This window comes from uncultured Roseobacter sp. (assembly GCF_947496515.1).
Lineage (GTDB): Bacteria > Pseudomonadota > Alphaproteobacteria > Rhodobacterales > Rhodobacteraceae > Roseobacter.
In genome coordinates this window covers 141,793-155,617 of the sequence record NZ_CANMDB010000002.1, presented here as the reverse complement: position 1 = coordinate 155,617, position 13,825 = coordinate 141,793, and the positions used below count along the sequence as shown (strand labels likewise).

Below are 13,825 nucleotides of genomic sequence, written 5' to 3'. Positions count from 1 at the left end.
TTCCGCAGGCTTAACAAACCCAAGGCACAGGCCGGATACCGCCGCGCGCACCGACACAATACCGACGTGATACCGACAGGATACCGACGCGCCATCCCTCCGCAAAACAAAGGCGCGACGCGCCCTCGTTCCCGGCACGCCTCTCGCCTCGCTCGGCCGTTGCGCGTACGCGTCCTTCATCCTTCCACAGCAGATCCGCACGGATCGTTTTTCCTTTTGCATGTCACCCGATCATGCGGCATCAACACCGGATGGGATTGAGGTTACGCGCGCTCGGCGTGCATCTGTTCACCGCGACCGGCGCGGTCTTTGCAATGTTGTCGATGCTGGCGGCGGTCGATGAGAAATGGGACCTCATGTTCCTGTGGCTCGTTGTGGCCTTCTTCGTGGATGGCATCGACGGCCCGCTCGCCCGGCACTATGATGTCAAGGAGAACGCGCCCGAGTTCGACGGCGTCTTGCTCGACCTCATCATCGACTATCTGACCTACGTCTTCATTCCGGCTTTTGCGCTCTTCAAGTCCGGGCTGATGGACGGCTGGACCGGCTGGTTTGCGATCATCGTCATCACCTTCGCCTCGGCGCTCTATTTCGCCGATACCCGCATGAAAACAAAGGATAATTCCTTCTCCGGCTTTCCCGGCTGCTGGAACATGCTGGTATTGGTGATCTTTGCGCTACAGCCGAATTTCTGGGTCAGCCTCGCACTGGTCACGGCGCTGGCGGTTGCGATGTTCCTGCCGCTGAAGTTCGTGCATCCCGTGCGCACGGAACGCTGGCGGGTGATCACGCTGCCCATGGCACTGGCCTGGACCTTCTTTGCGGGCTGGGCGGCCTGGGTTGATTTCTACCCCGACAGCTGGGCGCATTGGGGGCTGGTGGTCACGTCAGTCTATCTGGTCTTCGCCGGGGTTGCTCAGCAAATCCTGCCCCTGCGCAACGGCGATCATAGCGTCTGACGAGCTGCCCGAAACACTGCGCATAACACCTTGAAATCTTTGATGTCAGGCAGCCTGACTGCGCTTCAGAATGTTCGCACGACGCTTTGAGCCCGCTCAGATCAGCAGCCCGGCAGCCCCCTCGTGCCGCAGAAGTGCGACCTTCGTCTCCACCCCGCCCGCGCCAGAGAACCCAGTGAGCCCCTTGGCCCCCATCACGCGGTGGCAGGGGATAATGACAGGGATCGGATTGCCACCACAGGCTTGCCCGACCGCCTGCGGCATGGCCCCTAACGCTTTTGCAATATCGCCGTAAGTCACTGTATCCCCGAAGGGAATTCTCTGCATCGCCGCGCAGACATCCTGTTGAAACTGAGACCCCCGCACCCTCAGCGGCAGATCGAACGCCTGGCGCGTGCCAGTATCGTATTCAATCAGCTGCCGTGCCGCCTCTCTCAACAGATCGGTGGCGGTACCAGTGTCACGACCGGACCAGGTGAGAGCCGTGATGGCCTCCTCCTCCTGCGTGAGGGTCAGCCGGCCAAACTGTGTATCAACGCCAAGACGGTGCATACACCAGCCTTGTCTCTGGGATGCCGCAACTGCAACCCGAAAGCTGCTATTCCCGCGCCCGCAGACCCAGGCGGATCGGGCCCCGCGCCGTTCCAGCGCGCACCCGTTTCCCGCGCTGTGTCACCGTGATCTCGCCTTGATCCGCCAGATCATCGGCCACCCCGCGCACCGCTTCCATCAGGTCCCGCCAGCCGCTGGGCGCAAGCGCGCGAGCCACCTCCGACGGGCAGAGCGAGGCGCCAAGCCCGCGCGCGCGGGCTTGGGCGCGGATTTCACCGGCGATCCTGTCCCGATCAACCAACCGCTGCGTCACAGCGCTCGCAGACGCCAGGCACGCTGTGCGTCCCCACATCCGGCAGCACCTTCCAGCAACGGGCACATTTTTCACCTGTTGCTTTGGCGAAAACGACCGCCACACCTGGGACTTCAGGCAGGGTAAAGGCACCGTCGGGGGCGGCCTCTCCGCTCACCGTGATCTGCGAGGTGATGCAGATATCCGCAGCTGGCAGCGCCTGCAGATGCGCGCGCAACGTCTCATCCGCCACATACACCACCGGCGCCGCTTCCAGCGAGGCACCGATCACCTTGGCGGTTCGTTCGACTTCCAGTGCTGCCGTCACGACACGGCGGGCGGCCCGTACCGCCGCCCATTTCTCGGCCAGTTCAGCATCCAGCCAAGTGTCTGGCGTCTCAGGGAAATCCTGAAGATGGACAGAGCTGCCCTCACCCGGGAACCGCTCCAGCCAGACCTCTTCCATGGTAAAGACCAGCGCCGGTGCCAGCCACGTGGTCAGCCGGTGAAACAGCAGATCCAGCACCGTGCGCGCGGACCGCCGTTCTACCGTATCGCCATCACAGTAGAGCGCGTCTTTGCGGATATCAAAGTAGAACGCCGAGAGATCCACCGTCGCAAAGGTGAAGACAGCCGAGAACACCCGCTGGAAATCGAATGCGGCGTAGCCTTCGCGCACGACCTGATCGAGCTCCGCGAGACGGTGCAGCACCCAACGTTCCAGTTCCGGCATCTCCTCGGGCGCCACACGGTCGGCTTCCGTGAAATCGCTGAGCGATCCCAGCATGTAGCGCATCGTGTTGCGCAGGCGGCGGTAGCTGTCGGCCACGCCTTTCAGGATCTCCGGCCCGATGCGCTGATCCGCGGTGTAGTCCGTTTGCGCCACCCACAGCCGCAGGATATCGGCCCCGTATTGCTTGACGACCTCCTCCGGCACGATGGTATTGCCGATGGATTTCGACATCTTCATGCCCTTGGCATCGAGCGTGAAGCCATGGGTCACCACATTGCGATAAGGCGCGCGCCCGGTGGTGCCCACCGATTGCAGTAGCGAGGAATGGAACCAGCCGCGGTGCTGGTCCGTGCCCTCCATATAGACGTCCGCGATGCCGTCCTCTGTCCCATCCGCCCGGTCACGCAGGGTGAAGGCATGGGTGGACCCGCTGTCAAACCACACGTCGAGGATGTCCATCACCTGCTCATAGGCGTCCGGATCCACGATCCCGCCGAGAAACCGCTCCTTTGCGCCGTCTGCATACCAGACGTCCGCGCCCTCGGCCTCGAACGCCTCCACGATCCGTTGGTTGACCGCTTCGTTTCGCAAAAGGAAATCAGGATCCGTCGGCAATGCGCCTTTCTTGGTGAAACAGGTCAGCGGCACGCCCCAGGCCCGTTGGCGCGACAGCACCCAGTCGGGCCGGGCCTGCATCATGGAATGCAGGCGGTTGCGCCCCGTCCTGGGCGTCCAGTTCACATTGTCGATCTCGGTCAGCGCGCGTTCCCGGATCGTGGTGCCGTGCATGTCCAGACCGTCGCCGACGGGCTTGTCGATGGCTGCGAACCACTGCGGCGTGTTGCGGTAGATCACCGGCGCCTTGGAGCGCCAGGAATGCGGGTAGCTGTGCTTGATCTTGCCACGTGCGAGCAAGCCGCCGACCTCCGCCAGCTTGTTGATCACAGCGGTGTTGGCATCGCCCTCCTTGCCCTTGCGGTTGAGGATGAACTTGCCGCCGAAGAACGGCAGATCGGCGCGGAACATGCCCTCGTCGGTGACATTGTAGGTGATGACCTGCTGCAGCATGCCCAGATCGCGGTAGAGCTCGTACTCCTCCATCCCGTGCGACGGCGCGCAGTGCACAAAGCCGGTGCCTTCGGTGTCCGTCACGAAGTCTGCCGCCCGGAAATCGCGCAGGTCGTCCCATTCGCCCTCCGCACCCTCTTGTGCATTCAGAGGGTGGCTGAGCCGCAGCCCTTGGAACTCCTCGGTGCTCACGTCGCGGAGCCGACGGTACATGCTGTCGTCGAGCCGGGCGCGCATCAGTACGTCTGCAGCCATACTATCGGCGAGCAAGTAACGCTCGCCGATCTTGACCCAGCTTTCCTCAGGCCGACCGGTGATCTCATAGAGCCCGTAGGAGATGTCGCGCCCGTAAACGACAGCCTTGTTGGAGGGCATGGTCCAGGGCGTGGTGGTCCAGATGACGACATAGGCACCCTTCAGGTCGCCTGTGTCGCCCCCCCGGGCCTGACCCGGGGTCTCCTGCACTCCCACTCCCGCGTCATCCCGGGCTTGACCCGGGATCTCTCCACTGCCGGAGACCCCGGCTCGGGGGCCGGGGTTGCCGTCGTCGCCTGCAGCGACGACGGCAAACTTCACCCAGATCGTGAAGCTTTCCTTGTCGTGGTACTCCACTTCCGCCTCGGCCAGCGCTGTCTGCTCCACCGGCGACCACATGACAGGTTTGGAGCCCTGGTAGAGCGTGCCGTTCATCAGGAACTTCATGAATTCCTCGGCGATCACCCGTTCGGCGTGGAAGTCCATGGTGAGGTACGGATCCGCCCAGTTGCCGGTAATGCCCAGCCGCTTGAACTCCTCGCGCTGGATGTGCACCCAATGCTCGGCGAACTGGCGACACTCGGCCCGGAACTCGTTTATCGGCACATCGTCCTTGTTGCGGCCCTTCTTGCGGTATTGCTCTTCGATCTTCCACTCGATGGGCAACCCGTGGCAGTCCCACCCCGGTACGTAGCGCGCGTCATATCCCATCATCTGATGCGAGCGCACGATCATGTCCTTGATGGTCTTGTTGAGCGCGTGCCCGATATGCAGATGGCCATTCGCGTAGGGGGGACCGTCGTGCAGCGTGAAGGGCGCGCGCGCGCCCTTGCCACCGTCGCGCCGCTGATCGACGGCCTTCTCGCGCAGCCTGTCGTAGACACCAATCTCGTCCCAGCGTTTGAGCCACTCAGGCTCGCGCCTGGGCAGACCCGCGCGCATCGGAAAATCGGTGCGCGGCAGGTTCAGCGTCGACTTATAGTCGTGTTTCGGGGCGGTGTCGGTCGTATCGGCGCACATATGACAGGCGTCCTTCGGATAGCGGTGGGATAGCGGGGAAAGCGGTCGGTGCGAGCGGCTCAAACACCTTGGCCCGGCGTCTCATCAACTCAGAGCGCCGGGGAAGTAATTCGAATGCGGAGGATCAAACGCATGACCGGGCTTATAGTCAGCGCGGCCCGGCCAAACAAGTCCCGCGGGCGGCCTTTCTTGGAACCATTCAGACAGCCCGCCTCAAGACCCGCAGCGGAGTGGCAAAGCGCCCTTTGCGCGCGGCAGGCCTATCTTTTGCGGGATCCCAGGATGGACGGCTCCGCCCCAATCACGCCTCGCACAGTGATCAGTCATTCACATGCGCCCAGACCGCCGACATCACCACGGAACCTTCGCCCACGGCAGACGCCACCCGTTTCACCGACCCCGCGCGCACGTCGCCGACGGCAAAAACACCCGGGCAAGATGTTTCAAACTGAGAGCGCCCCCCCGCCGCATCGCCGGTGAGCACGAACCCCTTGGGGTCGAGCTTGATCAGCCCCGGCAGCCATTCGGTGTTGGGTGCGGCGCCCACCATCACGAAAAGTGCCGCCGTGGGCAGATCCCAGTTCTGTCCTGACATCTTGTCACAGATCGTCACCCGCTCCAGCGCCTCCTCGCCGTGGAGTTCGGCGATCTCCGTGCGGGTGTGGATGGTGATGCGCGGATGGGTCTGCAGGCGCTGCAGCAAATAGTCCGACATGGAAGAGGCCAGCGAGGGACCCCGCACCAGCACATGCACATGTCGGGTGGTGCGCGCCAGATACATCGCCGCCTGACCCGCGGAGTTACCGCCCCCGATCACCGCCACCTCCGCATCGCGGCAGTAGCGTGCCTCCACCTCGGTCGCTGCATAGTAGACGCCCGCGCCTTCCAGCGCTTCCAGCCCGGGCAAGGGCAGGCGGCGGTATTGCACACCGGTGGCGACGATCAGCGCCTTGGCCGCGACCTCCCGACCATCGTCGAAGGTCGCGTGAAACCACTTGTCGTCGCACTGCCGCAGGGCGGTCGCGCGCCGCGGCACCGAAAAGCGGGTGCCGAATTTCATCGCCTGCACTTCACCGCGGCCCACCAGATCACCGCCCGAAATGCCCGTGGGAAAGCCCATGTAGTTCTCGATCCGGCTGGAGGTCCCGGCCTGCCCGCCCACGGCCATATCCTCCAACACCAGCGCGCTGAGCCCTTCGGCCCCCGCATAGACACCCGCGGCCACACCAGCGGGGCCGCCCCCCACGATGAGCACATCGAAACTGGTGTCGGCATCCGTTTCGAGATGGAGCCCCAATGCCCCCGCGACACCGCGAGGGGTGGCGGGCTCAATCTTGCGGTCGCGGCCAAAGATCACGCCCGGCTCGGCATCGGCAAGACCACATTGCTGCGCCAACGATCTGGCCTCTTCGGAACTCAGCTCGATCTCGCGGTAGGGGATGCGGTTGCGGGCCGCAAAGCTGGCAACATGGCGAATGTCGCGGCTGCTCTCGGCGCCGATCAGCGTCAGCCCGCTGTCGGATTCCTCCACCGCCCGGCGCCGCCGCGCGGCCAGAACGGTCACGACGATATCGCTCATCTCCGGCATGTCCGACATCATCCGCAGCATGTCGGACCGCGGCACGCACAGCAGGGTGCTGTCCACCACTGCCCGGGCACCAGCCAGCGACACACCACCCGACAGGAACGGCAGATCGCCAAAGAACTGCCCCGGCCCCAGCGTGGCATTGCCCATCCGCGCCATGGTGTTGGGATCGACGGCTTCGACCTCGCCGTCCATCACGTAGTGGAATTCATCAAAGGCCGCGCCCGGTTCCTGCACCATCTCGCCCGCCTTCTTGGTGCTGATCACGCCTTTCCTGCGCATGGCGGCCACATGCTCGGGCTCCAGCGGGCGGCGTACCATCGTCGCCAGATCAGCGGCAAAACTCTCCATCGCGCGTGCTCCTGTCAGAAATATGCCCTGACAGGGCGGCGCCCGTCAGGTCTTGGCCGATCCGAAAACACCGGTCAGGCTGGTCCTGATTATATCGCGCACTTTGGGTCTTTTGCCAGCCGGGAACGGCAGCGGGCGGCACACTTCCATCGCAGCGACGCCAACGCGGGCCGTCAGCGCGCCGTTGACCAACCCTTCGCCAAAGCGGCGCGACAGTTTGCCGACGATCGAGCCTCCCAGAAAAGGCTCCAGCAGGTCGTCGCCGACCGCGACAGCACCGGTCGCCACCAGATGGGTCATCACCGCCCGGGTCAGCCGCCAGCCACCCAGAAAGCCCGACCGGCCACCGTAAACTTCGGCAATGCGCCGGATCATCCGCAGGTTGGCCGCCAGCGCCGCCACCACATCCGCGAGCGCCAGGGGCACCAGCGCAGTGACCGTCGCAACCTGACGCGCGGCCGCCTCGACCTCGTGACGGGCAGCGGCGTCCAGCGGTTCCAGCAGCGCGCTATCTGCCAGCGCCAGAAGCCCCGCGGCATCCAACTGGTCACCGCGCAACGCGGCCAGCCGGTCGCGGCCCCAGCGGGTATCCTCTCGTCCCTTGTAGAGTGCCACGAGCCGGTCCGTGACCGCCCGCGCACCGGTGAGGTCATCCTCCGTTAGCGTCTCTTCCGCGGCGCGTCGAAGCCCGTCGAGCCGCGACAGCCGTCCCAGAGCAGCGGTTTCGCGCAAGATGACAGCCGTGAGAACGGCGAGGAACGCCGCCAGCAAGCCGCTGACCGCCCAGCCGACAATCAGGTTCTGCGCCACAAGTGCCGTGACAAACCCCCACGCCTTGATGGAGATCACCGCGCCGATGAGTGCCACCGCAAGAGACCAGAACCACCGCATCAGTCGTGAGGGTCTGCGCATGGCAAGACCCGCCGCTGCCTGCATTGCCTGACCGGTGGGGCGTGGCACATCCGTCTCTGGGACAGGGGGTGCCTCGGCCACGCTGGGCTGCGGCTCCGCCGCGTCGGTCATGTCGATAAGAACGGGTCCCCGCGCCATCAGGCGCTGTCCCGCGTCCATTCAAAGCGGATGTCGGGCAGGCCCACGTCGTTTTCGCTGCCATCGGTGCGCCGGGCCTCCTTGAAGCCGCGCAGCCCGTAGAACCGCGTTGCCCCCATATTGGCCTGATAGCTCCAGAGGCAGAGCTTGTCGCTCTGCGCCTTGGCATCGTCCAGCAAAGCGGTGCCGATCCCGGTGTCCTGCAACTCCGGCAGGACGTAAAGCGCGTGTACCTCTTCCTCCCAGCGGGCGATGAAACCCACGACCTTGCCATCCCGCTTGGCCACGCGGATCCAGCCCGCTTCGATCATGTCACCGGCGTACATGATTTCCTCAGCTGCGGAATGCATGCGCGGCAGCCAGGGCATCGTGTCGTTCGCGACGGACAGGATGTGACCCACGGCACCTGCATCGAGCGTGCGCGCCGGGGTGATGGTGATCGTACTCATAGCCTATCCCCTAAAAGGAATTGGGCGGCCTTATCAAGTCGGATGTGAGGCGGTCCGTCACCCACGCGCAAACTTAGCGCGGAAGGTGCGAAATTCATCACACGGTAGTCCTGACCCAGCCATTCCTCGGCCCCGTCGCGCGCGGGGCTGAGCAACTGGCGCGGGTCCTCGGGCAGCGCACCGGGATAGAGCGCCGCTTGCTTGCCCGTCTCCAGCAGCGTGCCGCGCACCACGTCGAGCGGCTGACCGTCATGGGTGATCTGCGCTTCGGTCGTCGCCCGCAGCGCTGCGATGGACATCGCTGCCGTCTGCGCACCAGCAAATCGGGCGCGGTCTGCCGCACCGCGCAGCAGCGCCTCCATGATCGCGGTCAGCCGTGCGTGCTGGCTGTGGTGCAGATGGTCCGCCTTGGTCGCGGCAAAGAGGATCTTTTCCACCCGCTTGCCCCGGAAAAGCTCCGTCAGAAAGGCGTTCTGCCCTGGCCGGAAGGCACCGAGGATATCAGCCATCGCACCGCGCATATCCTCCACCGCGCGCGGACCGTTGTGGATCGCACCAAGCGCATCAACGAGCACCACCTGCCGGTCGAGCCGGGCGAAATGATCCCGGAAGAAGGGCCGGACGACCTCGCTCTTGTAGGCCTCGAACCGCCGCGCCATCTCGCGGCGCAGCGATTTGCGCGGTGCGCTCGCGGCAGGCAAGGGGGCAAATGTCAGCACCGGCGAGCCTGCCAGATCCCCCGGCAGCAGAAAGCGTCCGGGCGTGCAGTCGTAATACCCCGCCGCCCGCGCTGCCGTCAGATAGCCCGTGAACGCCTGCGCCAGCGCCTGGGCGCGCGGCTCCTCTAATTGGGCCGCCGGATCGGTTTCGGCCAGCACCGACCGGAAGGCCGCCGCCTCCTCGCGGTTTTCCAGTCGCGCCAGCACCTCCGCCGACCACGCGTCATAGCTTTTGTCCAGCAACGCCAGATCCAGCAACCACTCGCCGGGGTAATCGACAATGTCCACGTGGACCGTGCGCGGTCCCTGCACACCGGCCAACAACCCCGCCCGGCGCACCCGGAGCGACAGCCGCAGTTGCGAGACAGCGCGCGTGCTGTCAGGCCAGCTCGGGCGCGCCGCCGTCAGCTGCGCCAGATGGCTTTCAAAGGCGAAACGCGGCACCGTGTCATCGGGTTGCGGTTGCAGGAAAGCGGCTTCGATACGCCCGTCGGCGGCAGCCAGCAGATGCGGCATCCGGCCACGATCCAGCAGGTTGGCCACCAGCGAAGTAATGAAAACGGTCTTGCCCGCACGCGCCAGCCCCGTGACACCGATGCGGGTCACCGGCTCGAAAAGCGCTTCCTGCACCGTGTCCTGCACGGTCTCGATCTGGCGCAGCACCGTATCGGCGAATGACGTGATCCCCAAAATCTGGCAGCCCCCGGCGTTTTCCTTGAGCGCTACATACGCGCTCCTCCGCGCGCGCGCCAGAGGTGGCAAAGCCATTTGACGGCTCGCCCCCTGCGCGCTAGGGGACCGCCCATGCCGCGTTACGCCTTGCAGATCGAATACCACGGAGCACCCTTTGCCGGGTGGCAGAGACAGCGCGAACAGCCCACGGTCCAAGGTGCGGTAGAGGCCGCACTGGCACGGCTGGAGCCGGGCGAGCATACCATCGCCGCCGCCGGGCGCACCGATGCGGGTGTGCATGCTCTGGCGCAGGTGGCGCACTGCGATCTCGCGCGCGACTGGTCCGCCTTTCGGCTGTCCGAGGCGCTGAACTATCACCTGAAGCCCGCTCCCGTCGCCATTGTCGCCTGCGCGCGGGTCGCGGATGACTGGCACGCGCGGTTCTTGGCGCTGCAGCGGCGGTATCTTTTTCGCATTCTGATGCGCCGCGCGCCCGCCACCCATCAGGCGGGGCTGGTTTGGCAGGTCAAACAGGATCTGGACGTCGCCGCAATGCAGGCAGGTGCCGCACAGCTGGTCGGGCGGCACGATTTCACCACCTTCCGCTCCACGATCTGTCAGGCCGACAGCCCGGTCAAGACGCTGGACCGGCTGGAGGTGACGCGGGTGGACACCCCGCACGGACCCGAAGTGCACTTCGACGTGCGCGCCCGGTCGTTCCTGCACAATCAGGTCCGCAGCTTCGTGGGCACGCTGGAACGGGTGGGCACCGGGTCGCGGACGCCCGGGCAGGTGGGCGAGGCGCTGGTGGCGCGGGACAGAGCCGCGTGCGGACCGGTCTGCCCACCGCAGGGCTTGTACCTCGCAGGGGTTCAATACCCCGAGGATCCCTTCGCGTCCCCGGATGTGTAAGCGGATCGCTCAATCGGTGTCGGTTACGCCAGCGCCTGCACCCGCCTGCCGCGAGACATCGCTCTCGGGGACGAGAGTGTGGGCGGCCAGCTCCGTCATCTCTGCGATGAGCGCCTCGCAACCGGTGATGCGGCCCGGATCCGGCAGGGGCGCGGTCTTGGTCGGGCTGACGATCAGCGCATCCGGCGAGACCTCCCGGATCGTCAGCGGCATTCCCAGCGTCTCCACGTAACTGCGCGCCAGATCGGGCAGGCCGCCGGTGTCGATCTCATCCCCGCCACCGGCGCGCCTCAGCCGTTGCAGCGCCAGCGGCAGGCGCAGAACGGGCCCCTCCGGCAAGGCCGCCAGCGCCTGCGATACCTCCGACGCGGGACGGCCGCGCGCCAGATGCAGCGCTGCCGCCCGACCGAAATGCACCGCCTGTGCGGCGGGCGCACCGGCACCGCGCGCCGCGCGGGTGGCCAGCGCCTGCACTTCGGCGCGCGACCAGCTCATGCCTGGAGGACCGGCAACCATCCGTGATCGCGGCGCGTTGCCACTTCCTCCGCCAGAGGGGCGCCCTGAAAGAGGGTGATCCGCGTCCAGAGATCCGATTTCGGGTCGAACTTCGCCGCGCCAAAGAAAGACAGCTTGCAGCGCAGCAGATCAATGGGCAGGCAGTCCGCCGCGATCAGGTTGTCGCGAATCTCCGCGTAAGGATAGGCCGCCGCCATTTCCACCCGCTCCACTGCAAAGAGATGTTCCGGGTGGGCGTCGAGGAATTCCAGCACCGGCGTCCTTTTGTCCGGTAGCGCCGCATGCAAGGCCGCCACCCGCCGCGCCACGTCGAGCGGGCTTTCCAGCGCCGCCCCCGGCTCGGCAAAGCGGTCACCCAGCCGGGGTTCCTGTTTGGCGGCACTCACATACCAGAAGCGGCGACAGTGCTCAGGCGTGTCATAGTCCCGTCCGAGCGCCCAGGCGAACGCCGTCTCCAGCCGCGCGCGTAATTTATCCGTGTGGGTGGTCTGTTCCGGTGGCGGGTCAAAGGGATCGGCCATCCCCTCCGCCAGATCGTCGACCAGCGCGCCGAACGGCTCCAGCAGCAGCGCGACGGTCAGCTCTTCCAGATCCGGGCCGCCGGTTGCGGCTGCGCGAAAAAGCCGGTCCAGCGGGCGCGGAGCCGCGCACATCTCCGGTGTGATCCGGGAAGCGACCCCCGCCCAGGCTGATCTCAGCTGGTCAATTCGCGCCTGATGTGCAGTGTCGGGCACCTGCCATTCGGCCAGATGCCCGGCGGCGCGCGTGGCCAGTGCCGTCAGCTGCGCGACCTGCTCCGCCTCCAGCGCCGGCACGGCGCGGACCCGGGCCAGCGCCGTTTCGCGTGCGGCCATCCAGTTGTTCAGCAGCACCGGATGCGTCACCAGAAACGGCGCCATTCCGAGGCCCGTCGCGTTGCCGATGCCCAGATGACGCTTGATTGCAGGATCGAGCGTGCCACCCCCCATATGCTCCGCCAGATCATGGGTGAAGTGACGGATCAGCCAGACGGTCAGCATCTCGGCCATGAAGGGACCCGACAGCCCCGGTCGCGCGGCAATGGCCGCACGGTCCGCGATCCCGAACTTGCCGTTCCCGTAGACGGCGGTGGTGCGCATCAGATATCCGGTCTTCTGCACCTCTGCCGGGTCAGGCTGGCGGCCCGCACGCAGAGATCCGACCACATGGTCGAACAACCGCACGGATTTATTGGCCCGGCTCAGCACCAGATCACGCTCGGTGAAACGGGCGGCCTCCTGCCGCGGCGCCGTCGCACAGATGCGCGCGATCTCACCGGCGTCGGGCACGCCGTCGTAGAGCACATAGGCCGTGTCCCAAGCCTCGGCGATCACCCGGTCGGTGCGCGCCGCCTCCGGCAGCGCGGTGGCGACCGCCACCAGCGAATAGCGGTGCCCGCCAAGGCTGAGCGTGTAGACGGCGTGACCATAGCCTTGCGCGCAGATGCTCCAGACCGGTCGCACCACCTCGACCCGTTCGCGGGCCAGACGGCGCAGCAGAGTGCGCAGAAACGACAGCCGCGTCGGAAACATCGCCCCCATGCGCGCGAGCCGCATCACTGTCCCGGTCGGTCTCAGAGGCATCTGTGGGGGCGTGACCAGGTCTTTCATGCGGGGCCAAAGCTCTCTTGGTAAAAGCGGTGCCAGTTGCCCCCCATGATGCCATCAACTTCCGCCGCCGTCAGCCCCGCCGCGCGCAGACCGCTTCGCAGATTGCCGAAGTCCCGGTTGTCGCGGAACCATGCGGGCATGGGCGGAAAGCCGGGCGCGGTGGCCGAGCCCTCGCCATAGTCCATCTGGCGCGACCAGCGCCCGATGCGCATCCATTCAACCACGCTGTCGGGCTGGTCCTGACAAAGATCCGAGCCGAGCCCGAGATGCGCGGCCCCGTAGCGCCGGGCGGCCTCCGCCACCATCTCGCAGAAACTCTCCAATGTGCAGTCGCTGCCGCCTTTGAGGTGATGCGGATAGAGCGAAAAGCCCAGCATCCCGCCCGCCTCGGTCAGCGCCCGCAGCACCGCGTCGGATTTGTTACGCAGCGCGTCGTGCCACCACTGCGGATTGGCGTGTGTGATCGCGATGGGCCGGGTGGACAGCGCAATCGCCTCCAGCGTGGAGCGCTCTGCGGAATGGGACATGTCGATCACAAGACCCACACGGTTCATCTCCGCCACCACCTGCTTGCCCATGCGGGTCAGGCCGGGGTCCTCGTCCTCGTAACACCCCGTGGCGAGCAGCGACTGGTTATTGTAGCTCAGCTGCATGAACCGAATGCCCAGTTGATGGCAGATCTCCACCAGACCGATGTCATCGGCGATCGGGCTGGGATTCTGGAACCCAAAGAAGATGGCCGTGCGGCCCGTTTCCTGTGCGCGGATCACATCCTGTGCCGTCAATCCGCGAAAGATCAGATCTGGATGGGCTTCGAACCAGCGGTTCCACTGCACGAGGTTCTGCACAACTTCGGCAAAGTTCTCATGATAGGCGATGGTGACATGCACCGCATTCACACCACCCGCGCGCATCTGCTCAAAGATCCGCGGAGAGGCGTTGAAATACTGCAGGTTGTCTATCACGGGTGCACGCATGGGCGCAGTCTGCGCAAGATCGCCGGTTCCCTCAATGAAAAAGGTGCCGCGGCTGCGCCGGATGATCCGGCAGGAGGCGCCCCTCAG

Annotated in this window: 12 protein-coding genes; 2 read left to right on the top strand and 10 right to left on the bottom strand. The window is 65.6% G+C overall.

Annotated elements, in window-relative coordinates:
• The first annotated feature begins 251 nt into the window (after positions 1–251).
• On the top strand, positions 252–959 hold the full coding sequence (locus Q1A53_RS04355) for a CDP-alcohol phosphatidyltransferase family protein (RefSeq protein WP_299963307.1): 708 nt from the start codon (positions 252–254) through the stop codon (positions 957–959).
• Between the two features lie 96 nt (positions 960–1,055).
• Here Q1A53_RS04355 and Q1A53_RS04350 read toward each other — a convergent pair whose 3' ends face one another.
• From Q1A53_RS04350 to Q1A53_RS04320, 7 genes are all read right to left on the bottom strand, one after another.
• Positions 1,056–1,511 carry a methylated-DNA--[protein]-cysteine S-methyltransferase gene (locus Q1A53_RS04350; RefSeq protein ID WP_299963305.1) on the bottom strand — a complete coding sequence of 152 codons (456 nt, stop codon included), beginning with the start codon at positions 1,509–1,511 and terminating at the stop codon, positions 1,056–1,058.
• A 46-nt stretch (positions 1,512–1,557) separates the two neighbouring features.
• On the bottom strand, positions 1,558–1,824 hold the full coding sequence (locus Q1A53_RS04345) for a DUF3253 domain-containing protein (RefSeq protein ID WP_299963303.1): 267 nt from the start codon (positions 1,822–1,824) through the stop codon (positions 1,558–1,560).
• Positions 1,805–4,879 carry an isoleucine--tRNA ligase gene (ileS, locus tag Q1A53_RS04340; RefSeq protein ID WP_299963301.1) on the bottom strand — a complete coding sequence of 1,025 codons (3,075 nt, stop codon included), beginning with the start codon at positions 4,877–4,879 and terminating at the stop codon, positions 1,805–1,807. The genes Q1A53_RS04345 and ileS overlap by 20 nt, the downstream gene beginning before the upstream one ends.
• A 319-nt stretch (positions 4,880–5,198) precedes the next feature.
• Positions 5,199–6,815: a cyclic nucleotide-binding domain-containing thioredoxin-disulfide reductase gene (locus tag Q1A53_RS04335; RefSeq protein ID WP_299963300.1), complete on the bottom strand. Its 1,617-nt coding sequence runs from the start codon at positions 6,813–6,815 to the stop codon at positions 5,199–5,201.
• A 45-nt stretch (positions 6,816–6,860) separates the two neighbouring features.
• Entirely contained in the window at positions 6,861–7,865 is a 1,005-nt protein-coding gene (locus Q1A53_RS04330; RefSeq protein ID WP_299963299.1) for a YcjF family protein, read from the bottom strand.
• Entirely contained in the window at positions 7,865–8,314 is a 450-nt protein-coding gene (locus Q1A53_RS04325; RefSeq protein ID WP_299963297.1) for a GNAT family N-acetyltransferase, read from the bottom strand. Before Q1A53_RS04325 ends, Q1A53_RS04330 begins: the two co-directional genes overlap by 1 nt.
• Positions 8,311–9,723 carry a YcjX family protein gene (locus tag Q1A53_RS04320; protein ID WP_299964431.1) on the bottom strand — a complete coding sequence of 471 codons (1,413 nt, stop codon included), beginning with the start codon at positions 9,721–9,723 and terminating at the stop codon, positions 8,311–8,313. The genes Q1A53_RS04325 and Q1A53_RS04320 overlap by 4 nt, the downstream gene beginning before the upstream one ends.
• 114 nt (positions 9,724–9,837) lie before the next feature.
• Here Q1A53_RS04320 and truA point away from each other — a divergent pair, with 114 nt between their 5' ends.
• Entirely contained in the window at positions 9,838–10,617 is a 780-nt protein-coding gene (gene truA, locus Q1A53_RS04315) for a tRNA pseudouridine(38-40) synthase TruA (RefSeq protein WP_299963295.1), read from the top strand.
• Between the two features lie 9 nt (positions 10,618–10,626).
• Here the strand turns inward: truA and Q1A53_RS04310 are convergent, their stop codons facing one another.
• The 3 genes from Q1A53_RS04310 to Q1A53_RS04300 are packed head-to-tail and all read right to left on the bottom strand — an operon-like array spanning position 10,627 to position 13,774.
• Positions 10,627–11,112, bottom strand: coding sequence for a hypothetical protein (locus Q1A53_RS04310; RefSeq protein ID WP_299963293.1), 486 nt, complete (start codon positions 11,110–11,112; stop codon positions 10,627–10,629).
• Positions 11,109–12,761, bottom strand: coding sequence for a hypothetical protein (locus tag Q1A53_RS04305; RefSeq protein ID WP_299963291.1), 1,653 nt, complete (start codon positions 12,759–12,761; stop codon positions 11,109–11,111). The genes Q1A53_RS04310 and Q1A53_RS04305 overlap by 4 nt, the downstream gene beginning before the upstream one ends.
• The gene (locus Q1A53_RS04300; protein WP_366872449.1) at positions 12,758–13,774 is read right to left on the bottom strand and encodes a membrane dipeptidase; all 1,017 of its coding nucleotides are present in this window, start codon (positions 13,772–13,774) and stop codon (positions 12,758–12,760) included. The genes Q1A53_RS04305 and Q1A53_RS04300 overlap by 4 nt, the downstream gene beginning before the upstream one ends.
• Positions 13,775–13,825 lie beyond the last annotated feature (51 nt).